We start from the raw sequence: 18,811 nt of genomic DNA, 5'->3' as shown, positions 1-18,811 counted from the left end.
CGATTGCACCAATCTGCAGAAAAATAGAAGAAAAGCGACAGGGGGCGGGCTACCGTCAAGCCTCCGTTGCGGGCGCCCCAACTGAGGCGCGCAGTTTGCCGGGCGTCACGCCGTAGGTTTCCTTGAACACGCGAATAAAGTGTGCGGAGTCGGCGAAGCCGCACTCGTACGCGACGTCGGTGACGCGTCGGGCGGTGTTGAGCAACATCCAGCGTGCGTAGCGCAGGCGCATCTGCCGATAAAATTCGTTAGGCGACGTTTTCATGGCTGTCATGAAAGCGCGTTCGAGTTGCCGCACGCTGGTGCCGCTCATTTTGGCGATTACGGCGATATTCAGCGGTGCTTCGAGGTTCTCCTCCATCAGGATGATCGCGTGCCGCACCGTCACGTCTTCAACGGAGAGATAGCCTAGCGCGCGACGCCGTTCGACGAATGAGGTACCGCTTTGCCGGCTGACTGTCATCTGATGAATCACCTTCGACGCGCGGTCGGCTCCACAATGCAGGCTGATCAGACGAGTCGCCAGTTCGATAACGGAGATGCCGCCGGCGCAGGTGATGCGATTACCGTCGATCAGGTAGTCACTGTGCGTGATGACGCGCAGCGCGGGGAACATCTGCTGGTAATCCTCAAGATGGAAGCTGTGTACGCAGGCCACGTGGCCTTCCATTAGCCCCGCGCGCGCCAGCACAAAGCTGCCTGTGCACATGCCGATTAGCGGAATCCCCGCTCGATCTGCTTGCCGGAGGTAATCCCAATAGCATGGATGGGCGTCGTCGAGATGCGGCAGCAAGCCGCCAATTGCCACGATGTAATCGAACTGCTCCACTGGCGGAAATGCAGCCTGCGGCGTTACGGTCACGCCGCAACTCGCCTCGACTACCTCGTTCTGTTCGCCGATGATGGTCCATGAACAGCGCAAGGGCCGGCTCTGGTCGCCGAGATCGGCGGCGTGACGCAGCGCATCGCACAGCCCGGCCAGCGAGAGCAGCGGGAAGCGCGGCCAAAGCAGAAAACCCACGTTGAGCTCCGCAGAGCTGGAGCGGTTGCCGCGCTGCTCCGGCATGTCCGCGGCGTGATCCAGATGCTCGACCAGCTCACGGCCCGCGGGACAATCGTCCCTGCGAATTGCATTATCGGTCTGGCGCATGACGATTTCCTGATCGAAGAAACGGAACTTGAGCAGAACAAACAATTGAACACGGCCAGTATAAGGCTGGCTGGGCGCATCAATAAGGGTAATCCGCGCTGCCGCAATTCTTCTGTTTTCGGGCCGATCGGTTCAATGCCGATCTTTTCGTTCTGACTACATTCGCCCTAACCCTTAAGCCATATCGCATCTGGCGAGCCTGGCTGGGGTAGGTGAACGCGCAAGGCCATCGTGGCCCGTTGCAGGTGTTTGTCAGTTGCTTCGCGCAGCGCGTTCCTGATTGAACCAACACTATGGCGGGTGGGGTATGAGCATGTTCGCAGGGTTTCGTCGTATGGCGACGGTCGGCATTCTGGGTGGGCTGGTTACGGCGGGCACAGGTTTGGCCCGTGCGGACGAAGTGGTCAGGATCGGTCACGTCGCACCGTTGACCGGTCCGAACGCCGAGTGGGGTAAAGACACGGAAAACGGCGCGCGTCTCGCCGTGGAAGAAATCAATGCGAAAGGACTGGTGATCGACGGCCACAAGGTGACCCTGGAACTGGACGCTCAGGATGACGCTTCGGATCCGCGTCAGGGCACGCAGGTGGCGCAAAAACTGGTCGACGATCATGTCGCCGCGGTGGTTGGTCATATGAATTCGGGCACCACGATTCCGGCGTCGAAGATTTACAGCGATGCCGGCATCGTCGAAGTGTCGCCCTCGGCGACCAATCCGGTGTACACGCAACAGGGCTTCAAGACCGCGTACCGGGTGGTGGCGACGGATGCGCAACAGGGACCAGCCCTGGCGAATTACGCACAGAAGGACCTGAAGGCGAAAACCGTAGCGATCGTTGACGACGCAACCGCCTATGGCCAGGGCCTCGCCAACGAGTTCGAGAAACAGGCGAAGGCAGATGGGCTCAATGTGTTGTCGCACGACGCGACCACCGACAAGGCGGTCGATTTCCGTTCGATTCTTACGAAGATCAAGGGTGAGCATCCGGACATCATCATGTATGGCGGCATGGATGCCACTGGCGGCCCCTTTGCCAAGCAGGCGCGTGCGCTTGCCATTACTTCGCGGGTGTTGGGTGGCGACGGTCTGTGTGCCGACTCGCTGGCGAAGCTGGCGGGCGACGCCGCCGACAATGTCGTGTGCTCGATTGCCGGCATGCCGCTTGAGAAGATGCCGGATGGCCCTGCATTCGAGCAGCGTTACGAAGCACGTTTTCATCAACATGTGCAGCTGAATGCGCCGTTTGCCTACGACGCCGTGTACATCATCGTCGATGCAATGAAGCGTGCGAATTCGACGCAGCCCGCGAGCATTCTCGCGGCGATGCCGGCGGCAAATTTTGTCGGCGTACTGGGCCGTACCCAGTTCGACGCGCATGGCGATCTGAAGCAGGGTGCGATCTCGCTCTATGACTACAAGAGCGGCAAGCAGACCCTGCTTACGGTGGTGAAGATGTGAGCGTCTGGTTGGGGTCTATGCTCCGCTTTGTTTCCAGCTTCTTTTCGTGGTCCTGGTTTCCTGCATTGCCGTGCAATTCGACGCTATACGCCGAGGCGCGGTAAAGTCCGGTTTCCGGTGATGTGTTTGCAACTGTTTCTCGACAGACTCGCAACCCCAGCCGCGACCGGCTCGTGATGGAGACAGGGCCCGCGGCCTACAAGGAAGCTGGCGCATATGAAAAAGCTCATCAACGATGTTTCCGCGGTAGTCCCCGACATGCTCGACGGACTCGCTGCGCTCAACCCCAACCTTTCCTTGCTGCAGGGCGGCACGATCATCGTGCGTGCTGACGCAGAAGCGGCCGCCCGGCGCGGCGAGGTCGCGCTGATTTCCGGTGGTGGCTCGGGTCATGAACCGGCACACGCGGGTTATGTCGGCGCGGGCATGCTCAGCGCAGCGGTAGCAGGTGAAGTGTTCACGTCGCCGTCGACGGATGCTGTGCTCGACGCAATCCGCGCTGTAGCGGGTCCCGCAGGCGTGCTGCTGATCGTCAAGAACTACACGGGCGACCGCTTCAATTTCGGCCTCGCCGCGGAGATCGCACGCGCAGAAGGTACCAAGGTCGAGATGGTTATCGTTGCGGACGACGTCGCGCTGGCAGCAAGCGGTGAGCACGCCGGCCGGCGCGGTCTGGCCGGCACGGTGCTGGTTCACAAGATTGCGGGCGCGGCTGCCGCCGAGGGACGTCCGCTGGCAGAAGTGGCCCAGGTGGCTCGCGAGGCCGCCAGCAAGCTCGGCACCATGGGCGTGGCGTTGACGCCGTGCACTGTGCCGGCGGCAGGTAAGGCGGGTTTTACGCTGGCCGATGGCGAGATCGAGTGGGGGCTAGGGATCCATGGCGAGCCAGGCGTCGAACGTGGCGCGCTGGAGTCCGCTGATGCGATCGTCGCGAGGCTGCTGACGAAAATCGTCGACGACCTTGCGCTGCAGACGAGCGAGCGGGTCGCGTTGCTGGTGAACAATCTCGGTGGCACGCCGCAGAGCGAGTTGAGCATTGTGGCCGCTTCAGCACTGCGCTACCTTGGGGAGCGGCACATCAACGTCGAGCGCGCGTGGGCTGGCACTTTCTTGAGCGCGCTAGAAATGGCCGGTGTTTCGCTGACCTTATTACGCCTCGACGATGAGCGGCTTGCGTGGCTCGACGCGCCTGCACATACGTCGGCTTGGCCCGCTTTGAGCGGCCATATTGCACGGGCGTCCATCAAAGACGCGCCGACCGCGCCTCGTGAGAACCACGACGCGCGGCTCGCCCGCGAATCCCGGTTGCGCCGTGTAATCGAAGCGGTTTGCGCGTGCCTGATCGATGCGGAACCGGTCCTGACCGAGATGGATCAACGCGTGGGCGATGGCGACCTGGGCATCAGTCTCTCACGCGGCGCGCGTGGCATCCTTCAGGAAATCGGCAGCTACCCGGCAGAGACGGCGTCAGGTGCGGTATTGCGGGCCGTGTCCGCAACAGTCCGGCGCGTCGTGGGTGGGACTTCGGGGCCGCTCTATGCCGTCATGTTGCTGCGCGCGGGCAGTGTGCTGGATCAATCCACCGGGGCCGATGCAAAGCGTTGGACAGACGCATTTAGCGCGGGCGTCGCGGCGCTGATGGAACTCGGCGGCGCGCATCCTGGCGATCGCACGATGGTAGATGCGCTGCAGCCTGCTGCCGAAGCGTTGCAAGGCGCGCTCGCGCATTCGGGTGATGTCGACGCTGCGTTGCTGGCCGCGGTCAATGCAGCCAAAGCTGGTGCGGAGCAGACGGCATCGATGAGTCCGCGGCTAGGGCGTTCCAGTTATGTCGGCAAGCGCGCGCTCGGTTTCGCCGATCCTGGTGCGCACGCAGTGGGACTTTGGCTTGCTGCAATACGGACAGCGTTGCAGGGTAGCTAGTGCGTCAGGCGCGAATCATGTCCGGAATTTCTGCCACGAGGGCATCGATCGCGCAACGGGTCTTGAGCGGCAGATAACGCGTCTTCGGCCACACCGCGTGGATGTCCTGCGCCCGCACGCCGCAGCGCTCTCTCACGACGGCGAGCTCACCTGTCTGCACGTGGCGTTTCAGCAACCAGCATGGCAATTGCACGAGGCCGAAGCCGGCAATGCCGGCGTCTGCGATTGCCTGGACGTCGTCGAGGCTTAGTTGCGGTGTGATGCGCAATTCCTGTTGATGGCCGTCGCTATCGAGCACGCGCCAAGGCGCCGATACTCCACCGCGCGAATAGGCGATGCCGGCATGCCCGTGGAGGTCGTCGAGGTCCGCAGGCATGCCGTACTGCTTCAGATACGACGGCGAGGCGCCAATGCTCATATGTTGCACACCTAGACGGCGCGCGGCCAGACTCGTGCTGTCGTGCAGATCGCCGATGCGTACCGCCAGATCAAACCCTTCCTCGATGAGATCCACGGCCCGGTCCGTAAACGACATATCGATCTGCAGTTGCGCGTGCTGGCGTGCAAGTTCGAACAGCACGGGCGCGACGCATTGATGGCCGAACGCAATCGGCACGCTGACACGTAAGCGGCCTTGCGGGTCGGTGCGCTCACTCTCCAGGTCGGCCTCTGCCGCTTCCAGTTCGGCCAGCGCCCGCACGCAGCGGTCGTAATAGGCTTGACCGGCTTCAGTCAGCGTCTGGCTGCGCGTCGTGCGATTCAGGAGGCGCACGCCGAGCCGGGTCTCGAGCCGCGTAATCACCTTGCCGACAGCCGAGCGCGTGAGGTGCATGCGCTCGGCCGCCAGCGTGAAACTGCCCGCGTCGACCACCTGTACGAAGGTCGTTACGCCATCGAGCCGGTCCGTCATATTGGGTCCCTGCAGGAATAATTCACGGGAAAAACTCTCGCCAATGGGGAAGTGTGGTCCCGATATATTAATCCTGAACTCGCGCCCAGCGCGATCGGACCTTACTCAACCTCCGGCGGTACCCATGACGCACACCCATAATCCGAGAAACGCCCTCGCACTGGCTGCGGTTTGCCTGACCTCTTTGATGTTCGGCCTCGAAATTTCCAGCGTACCAACCATTCTCCCAACGCTTCAGACCGTGCTGCACGGTGATTTCAAGTCGATGCAATGGATCATGAATGCGTACACGATTGCGTGCACAACCGTGTTGATGGCAACCGGCGCACTCGCGGATCGCTTCGGTCGAAAGCGCGTGTACGCCGCCACGATCGTGCTGTTTGCGATCACGTCGTTGCTTTGCGGCATCGCGCAGAGCGTGTCGGCTTTGATCGTGAGCCGGTTTCTGCAAGGGATCGGCGGGGGCGCCATGCTGATCTGCCAGGTGGCGGTGCTTTCGCATCAGTTTCAGGAAGGCCGCGAGCGCAGCAGGGCGTTTGCAGCCTGGGGAATCATCCTTGGCATTGGACTTGGATTCGGTCCCATCATTGGCGGCGTGATCGTCGCGGTATCGAACTGGCAGTGGGTTTTTCTGATCCACGTTTTTGTTTCGCTCGTGGCACTGGGCCTGGTCTTCGCCGGCGTGCAGGAGTCGCGCGATCCGGAGGCGCAACGTCTGGATGTGGCGGGCGTCGTCACACTTTCCGTGGCGTGCTTCGGTCTCGTTTACTACATTACGCAAGGCCCGGATCTGGGTTTCGGGAGCGTCGCTGCAATCAGCATCATTGCCGTGGCGGTGTTGAGTTTCATCGCGTTCCTGGTGGTGGAGCGGCGCAGTGCGCGGCCGATGTTCGATTTCTCGGTGCTGCGCATCCGCAGTTTTTCGGGCGCGCTGTTCGGCTCGATGGGGATGAATTTCAGTTTCTGGCCGTTCATGATCTATCTGCCGATCTATTTTCATGGGGGTCTGGGCTATGCGAGCGTTAGCGCCGGGCTGTCGCTGCTTGCCTATACCTTGCCCACACTGGTCGTTCCGCCGCTAGCCGAGCGGCTCGTGCTTCGCTGCGAGGCACGCAGGGTGATTCCGCTTGGCATGTTCACAATCGGCCTCGGCTTCATCCTGATGAAGTTCGGCAGTAGTGCCGAGCATGCGAACTGGCTCACGATGTTGCCCGGCTGCCTGTTGTCCGGGATCGGGCTGGGTCTGACCAACACGCCGGTAACGAACACGGCCACTGGCGCAGTCTCTGCGGACCGCGCGGGGATGGCTTCTGGCATCGACATGAGTGCGCGGCTGATCACGCTTGCGATCAACATCGCCGTGATGGGGTTTATTCTTCTTGAAGGTGTGCTGTCGTACCTGAAACATGCGCTTGCGGCGATTGCCGACGAGGGACAATTGCAGCAGCTCGCCGAAAAAGTAGCCGCAGGGGACATGAGTTTGCTAAACCATGATGCGGTACTTGCGACGATCGCTTCGCATGGCGCGATCGTTCATGCCGCACTCGTGCATGGGTTTGGTCTGGTGATGCTCTATGGTGGTCTCGGTGTTTGGGCTTTAGCGCTGCTTAGCGCCTTGACGTTCGGTCCTGGTGTGCGGCAGCGCAGGGCAGCGAACTATGTCGCATAACGGGTCGCCAAAACGCTAACCTGTCGAGCGGGCTGTTGCAGCGCGCCAAGCCGGTTGATCATCGCCGGGCTTTCCGCGCCGCCTGCCTCGTTTTGCGGTTCGCTTGCGGTTTAGCGTGAACATAGGGTAGCGGCCTCCACTAGCGCGTCCTGTCGTGCGGGGTTCTGAAAGAACGCGTCAAGGCTTACGTGCTCATCGTTTGCAACCTTCTGAAGACACAAGGCGTTGTTGGCGGGCACGCTTGAAGCCGCTAAAACAGCAGCGATCGCAAACAAGGCAATCGCAGCTAGCGTAATCGCGATGCCAACCGTCCAGTGCCGCTTTCCTTCCGCCTTGAGCGCGCCTCGCTGAGAAGCCTCACAGACATTCAGACGCTGTACCGCAAGCTTTTCCATTCGGGCTTCCTCAATTTGATTGGCAAGGCAATCATTTGCGATGGAAAATAAGCAAACAATGATTGGCGCAGGAAAATGGACAACCGAACAAACGGACTGCGCTAATCGAGTGCCTTGCGGACGTCGTGCATGGTAGAGACAGCGGATTCGAACAAGCCGGGCCCAATTTTCCGGCGCAACGCTTTGGCAATGTCCGCGCTCGCCTCGTTAATGGGCCGCTCGAGTGCCTTGCCCGAGCGGGTGGGGTACACGCCCCATTCCCTGCCGTCCGCTTCACCCTGACGCCGCTCCACCAACTCCTTGTCGCAAAGGTTGTCGATGAGACGGGTAGTGGTGGGACGAGCGATGCCCAGTAGATCGGCCACCTGACTGCTCAAGCAACCTGGGGTTGCAAGCACGACACGCAGCACAAACCCTTGCGCCGGTGTGAGTCCAAAGCCGGCGTAGGCAATAGTCCATTCGCGCTCGACCAGGCGGCCAAGGGCGACGGAGTTGAAGTAAAGGCAATGATCGAACATGGAGCGTATTAAAGCGCAATATGATTAGCTTGGCAACTAATGTTTTCAGGCGAGGGCGACGCTAATCCACCCTGGTATTTGTTGAGCGCGTTAGCCCGACCGCTTGGCGTTGCCGTTGTAATAGCGCAAATCGCTGCTGTTGAGCAGTTGCTCCATGTACGGACCACGGCGCATCAAAGGCGCCGTCGCCAGGCATTCCTTCTTTCCGCGCAGCCGGTCGTCCTGCGTAAGGTCCGGATGGGTTCGATCCGTCGGAGCGTCTTCCGCGCTCGGCCAATGCTGGCAGAACAGACTGAGCGGCTCGCAAGCGTGCCGGAAGTGCGGATGGACCGGCTCGCGCTCCGGCATGTTGATGATCGCGCGCCGCCCGAAGCGCTCGACCACTGCCGCATACAGTTCCTTCTCCAGAAAGTCGCCGTCTTTCACGCGCATCCCTGACAGCATGTCCAGGAACGCGGGCGTTGCCCTCGCGATGAAGAACTGGGTGGAGAGCGACTTTCTCTCGCGAATCCCATAGCGGAATCCAAGCGGCCTGATGGCGCTAGCGAGGCCGGCGCGCAGCCGCCTTCCGAGCAACGGCGAGCGTTTCCACTGCGGGATGCAATCGGTGCTCCAGGAGGAGGCGGCGATCATCGCATGAGGTTTTTCCGCGAGCTTCTCGAGGTACCGCCTGATGACGTTCTGATCGAATATCCAGGTGTCGGCTTCGAGGTGGATAACGTAATCGGCCTGAAAGCGGTCGATGGCCGCCGTGACCGAGGCGAGCAGCAGATCGGCGGCGCCGGAGGTCAGCGGCCGCGGCTCGCGCTTGACGAGGACGTCTTCGATATAACGCGTATAGCCGTCATCCGAACAGGCATGCACCACAGGCCATTTGTAGGCCCAGTTGAGCTTGATGATCTCCATGGAGATGCGCGCGCAATCGATGCGATTGAACGAGGTCAGGCACACGACAACTTGCATGGCTGGAAATGACGGTCAGAAAATGAGCCGGACGGCGTGATGCATAGGGGAATCCCCATAGTCAAAATCGAAAGCGGACATGGCTGCGCCGCCCGGTCGATTCCAGCGGCATAGTGCATGAAGCGCGCCGCGTCACGAACTCAAGAGTCTTACCGAAAGTTTCAGCGCTTCGCGAGAAAACGCGTGCCGCGCGCGCCGCTCGAAGGGGGCAGAGTCGCGCCGGTGCTAGCGCTTCGGTACGCGGCACGGGCCGGCTGGCTGGGCGCTGCAAGCACCTCAAGAAATGCTTCGAAATCAAATCGCCAAAGCGGACCACCTGGTTGGCTTCGCGCGCAGGTTCTCCAGGCTTTCAAAATCGAAATATGGTGCAAGACTCCGAAATCCATGATTTAGCCGTTCTTGTGGCAACATTCGAGCGAATCGACTTTGGCCGGATTGACAGTATGGGGAATGACAAGGCGCATCAGGCGGATCGCACCGGTTCGATCGGCAGCGGCTTGCCTGACGTGCAATCCGGCCCGCAAAGCGTCGCGTTCGTCATGTCGCCCGCCTTGGGCGACACCCTGAACCTGCTCATCGTCGCGAACAATCTTGTGCTCGCCGGCTGGCGGGTAGACGTGTTTGGCGCCCACGCCCATGCGCTTGCCGCGTGGTTCCCGAATCTGAGCGTTGCCCCCGCGCTCGAGCCGGGTGATGTGCGCAACGTGCTCACCGGTTATGCGCATGTCATCCAGATGCATCGCGACCGGCCGCTCGCGCAGGTGGGAGACTGGCATCCGGGCTTTATCGACCTGCACGACGTGGAATACGCCGATAACCCGCATTGCATGGCGAAGCGCTTCGCCGATTTCGCAGCAGCGCGATTCGAGCTTCAAAACGTGGTGGTTTCGAATGGCATGCGGCCGCCGGCCGATCTGGTGTTTCGTAAACACGGCTCGCGTGTGGCGGTTCATCCGGAGGCGAGCACGCCTGACAAACGTTGGTCGCCAGAGCGCTTCCTCGACCTGTTTCGCCGTCTCCAGGCAACCGGGATGCAGGTGGAATTCATTCTCGCAGAGCGCGAGCGTTCGCGTTGGGAGCAACGTGCCGACCCGCTACCGCCGCTTCGTTCGTTTGCTTCCTCGGCGCAGCTGGCGGAATGGCTCTACGAATCCGGCTGGTTTATCGGCAACGATTCTGGCGTCGGACATCTGGCGTCTGCGCTCGGTATTCCGACGTTGACTATCTTCCGCCGGCGCGGCGTCGCGCAGCGTTGGCGTCCGGGCTTCACGGCCGGAGTCATTGTTTTGCCGTCATGGTGGGTGCCGACGGCGAGGCTCAAGGAGCGCTGGTGGCGCGAGAGCATCAGCGTCCGGCGCGTGATCAAGGCCTTTAGCGGGTTGCGTTCTCGCGCGGCGGGTTAGTTAGGCGCACATAAGAAGTTCAACGGGGATGTTTGGAAGATGAAGGCGAAGCTTGAAGGTGCCGCGTCGATCGCCGTAGCAATGCCGACGGCCATCGGCGATGCGTTGTTGATGATGGTGCTCGTCAACAACCTGATAAGGAATGGTTACCGCCTTACCGTCTTTAGCTGGGTGATAGCGGATCTGGCCGACTGGTTCCCGGGCGTCGACGTGCGTCACGAGCGGGAGGCGAGCGGAAAATTCGATCTGGTGATCCAGTTGCGCGCGACCCCATTGGGTGCCTCGCTGGCGGCGGATGGCGAAGTCTGCGAAATCGTCCGCTGTGAAGCGTTTCAGGCGCTTGGGCATATGATCGACATGATCGTTGCTGTGGCGCGTGACAACTTTGGCCTCGCCGACGTCACACGCCACAATGGTATTGCTGTGCCGAACTGGATTCGCTTCCGGATCCACGAGCGGCGAGTGGCGATTCATCCCACCGGTAGTCACGTGGAAAAAATGTGGCCGCGCAACAAGTTTCTCGCGCTGGTGCGCAAGCTCGTGCAGCGCGATTTTCAACCGACCTTTCTGGTTGCGCCCTGCGAACGGCACACTTGGCTGATGGACCATGAGGCGGCTCAACGGCTCCAGTCATTCGATAGTCTCGGGGATGTGGCGGCCTGGATTGCCGAATCCGGATGGTTTATCGGCAACGACTCCGGTCTTGGGCATCTGGCGTCCGCGCTGGGGGTGCCGACTTTATCGCTGTTCATGCGACGCGGCATCGCACGCACCTGGCGCCCTAACTGGGGACATGGGGCGATTGTGCTGCCCTACAACCTGCTCCTCGGCGGCGCACTCAAGGAACGCTACTGGAAAACGGCGCTTACCGATGGCCGTGTGTTGCGCTCGTTCGATCGCCTGCGCCTCGAAGTGGATCCACGCTGACGGTTAACACGGGGTTAACGCGGCGCACGCTGAGGGGGATGGGTGCGCGTCTCTTGCGACGCCGGCCCGGCGGTCTCACGCTCGGGTAATTCAAGCTTCAGTAGCTGTTGCTCCAGACGATTGATGCGGTTGCGCTGTTGCGGCGCGATCGACGCCTGGCGCAGCGAATTGAGGCGGCCGCGCCAGTACGTGAGCGATGGGACCGTATTGGCGGCCGTGATGTGTCCGAACACATATTCGAGGTGCCGGAGTTCCTGTTCCACGTCTCGGTGGTTCATTGTTTTTTCGCTGTGGTTTCGGGATTGTTTTGATAAATGGCCGCTCACCCGGCGGTGGCGTTTTCCTGCTCCTTGGCTAGTCGAAGCGCTTCGGAGGGCGACACTCCCATTTGCATCGATTCGATCAGGCGCGCGGTTGCAGCTTCGCGCCCGCAGGCCAGTGCTCCTACGACGATGTTCGCCTTCACAAACAGGGCGAGGAAATGGTGCTGCTCGAGGTCGCCGTCGATTGTTACGGTATCCCAACCGCTGGCGTGCCCCAGGTATTCGAAGTTCATGCCGTAGTGATAAGTCCAGAAATACGGCACACCCGCGTAAGGCTTGCGCGCACCGTGCATGTTTCGCGCGGCGATAAATCCGTGCTGCTGCGCGAGACGCCAGTGCTCGATGCGTACGGGTTCCTGATCCTCGTATAACGGAAACGCCGCGATATCTCCGGCGGCATAGAGACCAGGTGCTGCCTGCATGCCGGCGTTGACCAGCACACTGCCGTCCTTTTGCAACGGCAGTCCTTTGACGAAACCGGTGGCGGGCGCAACGCCTGTGGCAAGCAGAACCGCGTCCGCGGCGATGCGCGAGCCGTTCTCGAGCACGACGTCCCGCACGCGCGTATCGCCGGTAAGTTCCGTCACCTTCTCGTTCAGTCTGAATGTGACGCCATGGCTCTCGTGCAGGCGCTGAAACAGCGTGCCGAGACGGGCGCCGAATTGACGCTCGAAGGGCACTTTTTCAGGCGACACGATGGTGACCTGAGTGCCACGCTCGCGCAGCGCCGACGCCACCTCGAGTGCGATAAAGCTGCTGCCGACGATGACGGCATGCTGTGCGGATTTCAGCGTATCGCACAAGGCACTGGCGTCCTGCAGATTGCGCAGCATGTGCACGGATCCAAGCTCGCAGCCGGGGATGGGCGGAGCCTTGGGCGTGCCTCCAGATGCCAGTAGCGCGGTGTCGTACGTCAGTTCGCGCCCGTCCTTGAGGCGAATCTGGCGCTTTGGAACATCGAGCTCGACGATCGTCGCGGTGATGCGCTCGATTTGCCCGTTCTCCAGCCAGTGCCCGGGTAACAGCGGCGGCACATCCTTGACGGCCATCTCCCCAGACGGCACGAATTTGCTCAGCGCGGTCCGGTCGTATGGCTCCTGAGATTCCTCTCCGATCAGGGTAATGCGCCCATTGAAGCCGATTCTGCGCAGCTCGGAGCAGGCTGCCGCACCTGCCGCGCCTGCGCCGATCACGACGAATTTCGGCGTATCGCTGAACTCCGTCGCTCGGGGTCTTTCCAGCTTTTGCGGCGTAACCATGACTTCACCATCGCGCACTTCGACCGGGTAACGGTCCAGCCCCATGAGTGCAGGCGGTTCGAGGACGTCTCCGCTGGTGGCGTCAAACGTTCCCTTGTGCCATGGGCAAACGATATGGCCGTTGCAAAGGGCGCCTTCTTCTAGTGGGCCGCCCGCATGGGGGCAGTCCGCGCTGAAAGCACGCACCGTGTCACCATCGCGTACGAGCAGGATCTTCTCGCCGTCTACCTCGACGCGTGTCGCGTGCTCTGTGGCGAGTTGCGTCAGGCTGATGACGCGCCGGGCATCTGTTGGCATGGTGGGTTCCTCAAAGAACGCGAGTCAGGCAAGTCATGTGGGCTGCAGACGTACTCTTGCAACCCAGGCAATAGGGAGCGGCGGCGCGCGCGCCGCCGCTTTATGTGGCGCGTCTTTGCGCCGTCAAGTTGCTGGCCACGTTACTGGCCGTTCTGCATCGTGCCGTTCGGGGCCATCTGGTTCGGGCTGGTCATGTTGTTACGCGGGCTGGTGGCCGAGTTAGGCGATGCTCCTGAACCTGTACCCATCCCGCCGCCGGTAGCGGTCGTGCCCGGCGAACCGTAGCCGCTGGTGTCAGCCGGACTTTTCACGCTGCCGGGGCCGCTAGGTGCAACCGTCCCGCCTGTACCAATCCCGCCGCCGTTGCCGCTGGCTCCGCCTACGCCGGCACCCCCACCAGCACCAGCCCCGGCGCCACCAGCACCCGCGCCAGCGCCTCCGGCACCACCTGCTGCATAGACACCACCAGACAGGGCCATGACGAGCGCCGATGCAAGAATTTTCTTCGTTGTGCTGTTCATTTTCAGATCCTCCAGAAGGTAGGGTTGTCACGCAGACGGATATCCATCTGCACACTTTTATGGGCCGCAAGCAGCGTGCCTCACTTTGGCGCGGCGCCGAGGCGCAGATCGCGACGAGACGAAGAGAAGGGCGGGCGGTTGACGCCTGCTCTGGATGTGGACGATGCCGGCCGGGTGTTACGTGCTGGAGGGATGGGAGATGCGCAAAACAACAATGCACGGATTGCCGGGGCAGTGTAAGAATCACTGCGCGGTGCGGGCGGCGCATTGCCAATAGTTGAGACTGCGGATGGTCGGTTGGGCACGTAGCCCGCCAGTTTGACAAACCAAACGGTAAAACTGACGGGTTACGCGTTTCGCGGTGTCGCTACATCTGGGTTATATCTGCCCCATCACGACCAGAACGATCACGACGATGACGACAATACCGATCGTGCCTGTCGGCGCATAACCCCATGAGCGGCTATGCGGCCATGCTGGAAAGGCGCCGATGAGCAGCAGGATCAGAACGATCAGAAGAATGGTTCCCAACATAACGCCTCCGGATACTTGTGGTTGATCATGACAGGGGCCTGAGGCCCCTGCGCTTGCAGCTACCTGCTGCAAGTGCCATGCCAGGGTCGAAGTAACCGGAAGCGAAGCTGTATTCAGCCGGCGGGATTGTCGTCGTCGGGTTGAACGGGCGTGCCTTCGCCAGGCGCGCCGATGATGCTGATCTGGAAGATGCGCGTGGCCGCGAGCGATTGAAGGCTTGGGTCCTCGGGGATATGCGCGAGCAGCGGAAAGATCACCGAGCCGCCAATTACCGCGCGGCGGCTGTTGTCCGCCGGGCGCAAGCCCCACACGTCCTGATAGACCACGGGCACCACCTGAGCGTCGCGCGTGGTGTTGCCGAGATACAGCATCACGTGGCCGCCGATATAGATGAGCGTGCGCATCGGCACGCCGTGCTCGGCAAGGTAAGCGATGCGTTGCTCTGGCGTGTCGGCGGACAAATCGGTCATGCGCCCAGCGCTCATCTGTGTCGACGAATGGCGCGGCAGCCATACGCCGAACGCGGCGAAAATGCTTTGCGTTTCGGACGAGCAATCGTTGTAGAAGTCGGCATTGCCCCAGCCATATGGCCGCCCGATCAGCGCCTTGATCAGCATCGCCAGATGGCGTGGCGTGGCTGCGAGAGGCGCAGTGGCCACCTGTGCATCGCTTAGTTGTGCGATGCGCGCCACGGCATGACCGTTTGCGTCGCGGGCGGGGACCATCACGCTGCGCTGGGTTGCGCTATCGTCGGGTGCGACCGGCAGCAAGGTGCCGGCGGGTGCATCGAAACGGAAAGTGCCCTGGCTGTCGCGCACCGGCGCCGATGCCACGACGACGGCGGCGAGTCCGTTGCGTGCCGCGCTGCGCCAGATGTCGATAAACGCGTCGTTCACGAGGCCCACCTCGTCGCTGCGCACCCAGCCTTGCACATCGGGCGTCTGCACGTAGTACCAGCCGCCGTCGAGACTGCTGCCCAGCACATAGAGCGGCGTGCCGGGACGGGCCGCCGAGACTTGCAGATTGTCGAACGGATAGCCTTCGCCAGCGAGGCGGTGATCGTAGAACGATGGGTCGACGGTCGGCAGTTCACGCACCAGCACGTTGCCGGTTGCAATGGCGCGGCGCGCAGCCGAGTATCCTGGCGCTCGCTCGAACTGGCCGACATCCATGTTCTGCTCGATGGCGTCGATCCAGGCCTTGGTGTGAGGCCGGAAGTTCTGGCCGTAGCCGAGTTCGTCGGCAGCCTTGCCGGTGTTGTCGAACTCCGCAATACGGCGGCGCTGCAGGGCGGCGATGTCTGCTCCGCCATCGCGGTAGACGCGTGTGTCGACGTAAGCGCGATTCCACGGCGAAGCATCGCCTTCTGCTGCGCCGAAGTAGCGGGCGCGCAACGCTTCAAAATGAGTCTGCTGGTCCGCAGCGCTCAGGAACGGTTGATCGTAGCCAGGGCTGGCCGGGTCGATCCAATGATCGACGTCCTGGTCGTAGGCATCCATCGGGAACACGCTGACCGGATCGATACCGATACGCACCTGCGTAGTGGGCGCAGACGGCGGCGTGGCGCACGCCGCGAGCGCGAGGCACAGCGCAGCGGTGGGCAGGCACAGCCACGTGCGGGAGCGAGCCCGCCACGAAGGTGGCGGGGCGATGCGAGGCAATAGCGGGGAGGCGGACTCGATGCGGGGCGCTGCGGCAGACGGCATGGTGCTCGACGGTGGGTGGCCAAGGTGCAGATAATACGACGGTCTGCCTGCTGTCCACCAGCGAGAACCGCGCAGCGCGCTAATCGGCGAGTCGCGCGGTGAATCACTTGGCCAATCACTCAGCCAACTTCGGCGAGCGTATTACTGCGTCTGAGACGAGGCGTGCGGCACGTCGGCGCCTGCGTGCTCGCCGTGAGGCGCGCGGTTGGCCTCGACGATATCCTCGGCAAGGCTGGTACGCAGCGTTGCGATGGCCTGATCCGGATTCGCCGGCTTCAGTTGTTCGCGCGCGAGCGACTCATAAATGAAATGCCGCAACATCGGGTCTTGGGTTTTGTTAAGCACATCGTGATAGACGCCGATGATTTCGCTTTCGTGTCCGGTCATCGCGTAAAGCCTGCGCAACTGTTCCAGGTCGTTGATCACGGCGAAGCCCGGACCGTGGGGCGGCGGCATGCCTTCGCCGTGAGAGGGTTGGCCATGACCCATCAGGCCGTCCATCTGAGGTGGCGGCGAGGTGTCTTGCTGTGCGGTTGCAGAGAACGTAGCGGTGATCAGCAGCGCGGCCACCGCCGTGCTCACAAAGGCCTTTTTCATATTATCGATTCCATCGGATCAGCGTCGGCACGACAGTGCGCCGACCATGTGGACACGATAGTGGAGATAGCCGATTGTAGGGTTACGGAAGTCCGTCTGGACCTTACATAACCTTGCAGGCGGGCACTAACATTGCGCCGTGAATGTCGCGAGGGGGCGCCGGTTAGCGAGAGCGTTGCGAATACATCGGCCAAGTCTTACAGAATTTTCCAGCAGGCGGTTTGATGAAACCGGAGGCCTTGGCCTGTCTGGAGAAGTGTCGAACGGTGCGCAATCTGTTGTGATCCGCGATCGCGCACCGTGTGGGTCAAGCGTTAAAACGTCTCCCAGTTGTTCGAACCGGCGTCGGACAATGCAACGGCGGGTTGAGCGGCTGCGGTAAGCGGTTCGCGTTTGACTGCGGGGCGCATGATGGGAGCGCGCTTTTTGGCGGGAGCAGCCGCATCACGCTGCGCACGCGGCGCGGCGGCCGAATGGCTCTCGGCCACCTTGAACACGGAGACGGCCCGCTTTTGCTGCGCGGCCTGCTGTTCCAGCGACTGGGCTGCAGCCGACGCCTCTTCGACCAGCGCCGCGTTCTGTTGCGTCACTTCGTCCATCTGGCTCACGGCCTGGTTCACCTGTTCGATACCGCGGCTTTGCTCATCGGAAGCGGCAGAGATTTCCGCGTTGATATCGGCGACCCGTTTGATGGCCTGCTGTACCTCAGTCATCGTGCGGCCCACTTCTTCGGCCTGCGTCGAGCCGCTGTGAATCGTCGCGACCGAGCTCTGGATCAGGTCCTTGATTTCTTTCGCAGCACTGGACGAGCGCTGCGCGAGACTGCGCACTTCACCCGCCACGACCGCGAAACCGCGCCCTTGTTCACCGGCACGCGCCGCTTCCACGGCGGCGTTCAGCGCAAGAATGTTGGTCTGGAACGCGATGCCCTCGATCAGCGTGGTGATCTCGGCAATCTTCGACGAACTCGCCGTGATATCGCCCATCGTCACCAGCATGCGTTCGACAACGGTGTTGCCCTTGTCCGCGATCTCCGATGCATTGCCGGCCAGCGTGGTGGCCTGACGGGCATTTTCGGAGTTCTGTTTGACGGTGGCGGTGAGCTGCTCCATGCTGGCAGCGGTTTCTTCCAGCGACGCAGCCTGCTCTTCGGTGCGCGAAGACAGGTCCATGTTGCCGGCGGCAATTTCGCTCGAAGCGACCATGATCGATTCGCTCGAAGTCTTGATGCCGCGCACGATGCTGGCGAGTTGCGTGTCCATCTGTTTGAGCGCGCCAAGCAGGTGGCCGAATTCGTCCTTCGAGTGAACGCTGAGTTCGTTTTCGAGCTGTCCTTCCGCGATGCGCTGCGCGACATTCAGTGCCGCTCCGAGCGGAATCATGATCGTCTTCAACAGATACATGGATGCAGCGATGGCGACGATCAGGCCCAGCACGATTGTGCCGATGGCGACCCACAGCAGCGTGTGGAACGTGTCCACGCCCTGATCCGCGGTCTGCTTGACCTGGGCCGCGTTGATATCGATGTCCTGATCAATGGTGTCGGACAGCGCGTTGCCCACGTCGCGCATTTTTTCGAGGGACGTACTGCTGGCGTCGAACGTACCGCCGTCGACGGCGGAGAGGACGGTGTCGACCTGCGATTTGAAGTCGGCGGATTGCGCGGCGATCTGATCGGCGACCTTGCGTTCGTCATCATCGGAGACCTTGCCGGGGTAGTAGTCGGTCCACGAAGTGTTGAGTTTCTTCTGCAGTTCGCGAACCTGCCCGACCGCCTGCTTTTGGTCGTTCGCATCGTGCATGCCCATCAGACGGCTCAACATCAGCCGAATCTTCAGCGCGTCGGCCTGCGTGGCAGCGAGGTCTTCGATCGGCACGGTGCTGCTCGTGTACATGGAGTTCATGTCGGAGCTCATGGTCGAGAGCCCACGAACGCCCATCAAACCGATAGCGATCATCAAGACGATGCACGCGCCGAGCGCGAGAATGATCTTGAACCTGATGGTATTGGTCAACTTGTTCATGCGGGGATACCTGTGACGATGGTGTAATCAATCTTTGCGGAGGGAATGCGCGCGTGTTTGTTTCGCCGGAATCCCCATCGCGCGACGCTGGGCCGTACCCGTGTAAACGACCTGCAGGATGAGTTCTTGAGGTATGGGGCCGCAGAATTGCACATCGATTTGCAGATGCAGTGAGGCTTATTTCATTCGGTTTACGTTCGCTTCAAAACGCGCTGACAGTGCGCACAAGCGTG

Annotated in this window: 17 protein-coding genes; 5 read left to right on the top strand and 12 right to left on the bottom strand. The window is 61.6% G+C overall.

All coding sequences use genetic code 11. The annotated features are described in order from the left end of the window. Positions 1-55: 55 nt before the first annotated feature. Positions 56-1,150 carry a GlxA family transcriptional regulator gene (locus tag P3T20_RS23805; RefSeq protein ID WP_074269336.1) on the bottom strand — a complete coding sequence of 365 codons (1,095 nt, stop codon included), beginning with the start codon at positions 1,148-1,150 and terminating at the stop codon, positions 56-58. 334 nt (positions 1,151-1,484) lie between these two features. On the opposite strand from P3T20_RS23805, the gene P3T20_RS23800 reads away from it, so the two are divergent. Next, positions 1,485-2,609, top strand: a complete 1,125-nt coding sequence (locus tag P3T20_RS23800; RefSeq protein ID WP_074269337.1) for a branched-chain amino acid ABC transporter substrate-binding protein — start codon at positions 1,485-1,487, stop codon at positions 2,607-2,609. Positions 2,610-2,825: 216 nt separating this feature from the next. Then, positions 2,826-4,532 (top strand): dihydroxyacetone kinase subunit DhaK, encoded by a 1,707-nt coding sequence (dhaK, locus tag P3T20_RS23795; RefSeq protein WP_074267695.1) that lies wholly within the window; start codon positions 2,826-2,828, stop codon positions 4,530-4,532. A gap of 4 nt (positions 4,533-4,536) precedes the next feature. Here dhaK and P3T20_RS23790 read toward each other — a convergent pair whose 3' ends face one another. Then, positions 4,537-5,442 carry a LysR family transcriptional regulator gene (locus P3T20_RS23790; RefSeq protein ID WP_074267696.1) on the bottom strand — a complete coding sequence of 302 codons (906 nt, stop codon included), beginning with the start codon at positions 5,440-5,442 and terminating at the stop codon, positions 4,537-4,539. A 124-nt stretch (positions 5,443-5,566) separates the two neighbouring features. On the opposite strand from P3T20_RS23790, the gene P3T20_RS23785 reads away from it, so the two are divergent. Further along, positions 5,567-7,111: an MFS transporter gene (locus tag P3T20_RS23785; RefSeq protein WP_074267697.1), complete on the top strand. Its 1,545-nt coding sequence runs from the start codon at positions 5,567-5,569 to the stop codon at positions 7,109-7,111. 110 nt (positions 7,112-7,221) lie between these two features. Here the strand turns inward: P3T20_RS23785 and P3T20_RS23780 are convergent, their stop codons facing one another. The 3 genes from P3T20_RS23780 to P3T20_RS23770 all read right to left on the bottom strand — a co-directional run bounded on the left by P3T20_RS23780 (position 7,222) and on the right by P3T20_RS23770 (position 8,987). Further along, entirely contained in the window at positions 7,222-7,506 is a 285-nt protein-coding gene (locus P3T20_RS23780) for a hypothetical protein (protein ID WP_074267698.1), read from the bottom strand. 101 nt (positions 7,507-7,607) lie between these two features. Next, positions 7,608-8,024 carry a MarR family winged helix-turn-helix transcriptional regulator gene (locus P3T20_RS23775; protein WP_429288049.1) on the bottom strand — a complete coding sequence of 139 codons (417 nt, stop codon included), beginning with the start codon at positions 8,022-8,024 and terminating at the stop codon, positions 7,608-7,610. A gap of 90 nt (positions 8,025-8,114) precedes the next feature. Beyond that, on the bottom strand, positions 8,115-8,987 hold the full coding sequence (locus tag P3T20_RS23770) for a hypothetical protein (protein WP_074267700.1): 873 nt from the start codon (positions 8,985-8,987) through the stop codon (positions 8,115-8,117). A gap of 443 nt (positions 8,988-9,430) precedes the next feature. On the opposite strand from P3T20_RS23770, the gene P3T20_RS23765 reads away from it, so the two are divergent. Both P3T20_RS23765 and P3T20_RS23760 read left to right on the top strand, forming a co-directional pair. Beyond that, the gene (locus tag P3T20_RS23765; RefSeq protein WP_254368983.1) at positions 9,431-10,390 is read left to right on the top strand and encodes a glycosyltransferase family 9 protein; all 960 of its coding nucleotides are present in this window, start codon (positions 9,431-9,433) and stop codon (positions 10,388-10,390) included. Positions 10,391-10,429: 39 nt separating this feature from the next. Then, positions 10,430-11,317, top strand: coding sequence for a glycosyltransferase family 9 protein (locus P3T20_RS23760; protein WP_074267701.1), 888 nt, complete (start codon positions 10,430-10,432; stop codon positions 11,315-11,317). A gap of 14 nt (positions 11,318-11,331) precedes the next feature. Here the strand turns inward: P3T20_RS23760 and P3T20_RS23755 are convergent, their stop codons facing one another. The 7 genes from P3T20_RS23755 to P3T20_RS23725 all read right to left on the bottom strand — a co-directional run bounded on the left by P3T20_RS23755 (position 11,332) and on the right by P3T20_RS23725 (position 18,578). Next, entirely contained in the window at positions 11,332-11,595 is a 264-nt protein-coding gene (locus tag P3T20_RS23755) for a hypothetical protein (RefSeq protein ID WP_074267702.1), read from the bottom strand. A gap of 44 nt (positions 11,596-11,639) precedes the next feature. Then, on the bottom strand, positions 11,640-13,196 hold the full coding sequence (locus P3T20_RS23750) for an apoptosis inducing factor family protein (RefSeq protein WP_074267703.1): 1,557 nt from the start codon (positions 13,194-13,196) through the stop codon (positions 11,640-11,642). Between the two features lie 140 nt (positions 13,197-13,336). Then, the gene (locus P3T20_RS23745; protein WP_074267704.1) at positions 13,337-13,717 is read right to left on the bottom strand and encodes a hypothetical protein; all 381 of its coding nucleotides are present in this window, start codon (positions 13,715-13,717) and stop codon (positions 13,337-13,339) included. A gap of 378 nt (positions 13,718-14,095) precedes the next feature. Further along, positions 14,096-14,251 carry a DUF3309 family protein gene (locus tag P3T20_RS23740; RefSeq protein WP_074267705.1) on the bottom strand — a complete coding sequence of 52 codons (156 nt, stop codon included), beginning with the start codon at positions 14,249-14,251 and terminating at the stop codon, positions 14,096-14,098. 113 nt (positions 14,252-14,364) lie between these two features. Then, entirely contained in the window at positions 14,365-15,957 is a 1,593-nt protein-coding gene (locus P3T20_RS23735; RefSeq protein WP_083611646.1) for an SH3 domain-containing protein, read from the bottom strand. Between the two features lie 141 nt (positions 15,958-16,098). After that, entirely contained in the window at positions 16,099-16,554 is a 456-nt protein-coding gene (locus tag P3T20_RS23730) for a hypothetical protein (protein WP_074267706.1), read from the bottom strand. A 314-nt stretch (positions 16,555-16,868) separates the two neighbouring features. Next, on the bottom strand, positions 16,869-18,578 hold the full coding sequence (locus P3T20_RS23725) for a methyl-accepting chemotaxis protein (RefSeq protein ID WP_074267707.1): 1,710 nt from the start codon (positions 18,576-18,578) through the stop codon (positions 16,869-16,871). Between the last annotated feature and the right edge of the window lie 233 nt (positions 18,579-18,811).

The sequence above is a fragment of the Paraburkholderia sp. GAS206C genome (assembly GCF_050435645.1).
Taxonomy (GTDB): domain Bacteria; phylum Pseudomonadota; class Gammaproteobacteria; order Burkholderiales; family Burkholderiaceae; genus Paraburkholderia; species Paraburkholderia phenazinium_B.
The sequence above is the reverse complement of the archived record's forward strand: the minus strand, read 5'-3'. Positions and strand labels throughout refer to the sequence as shown.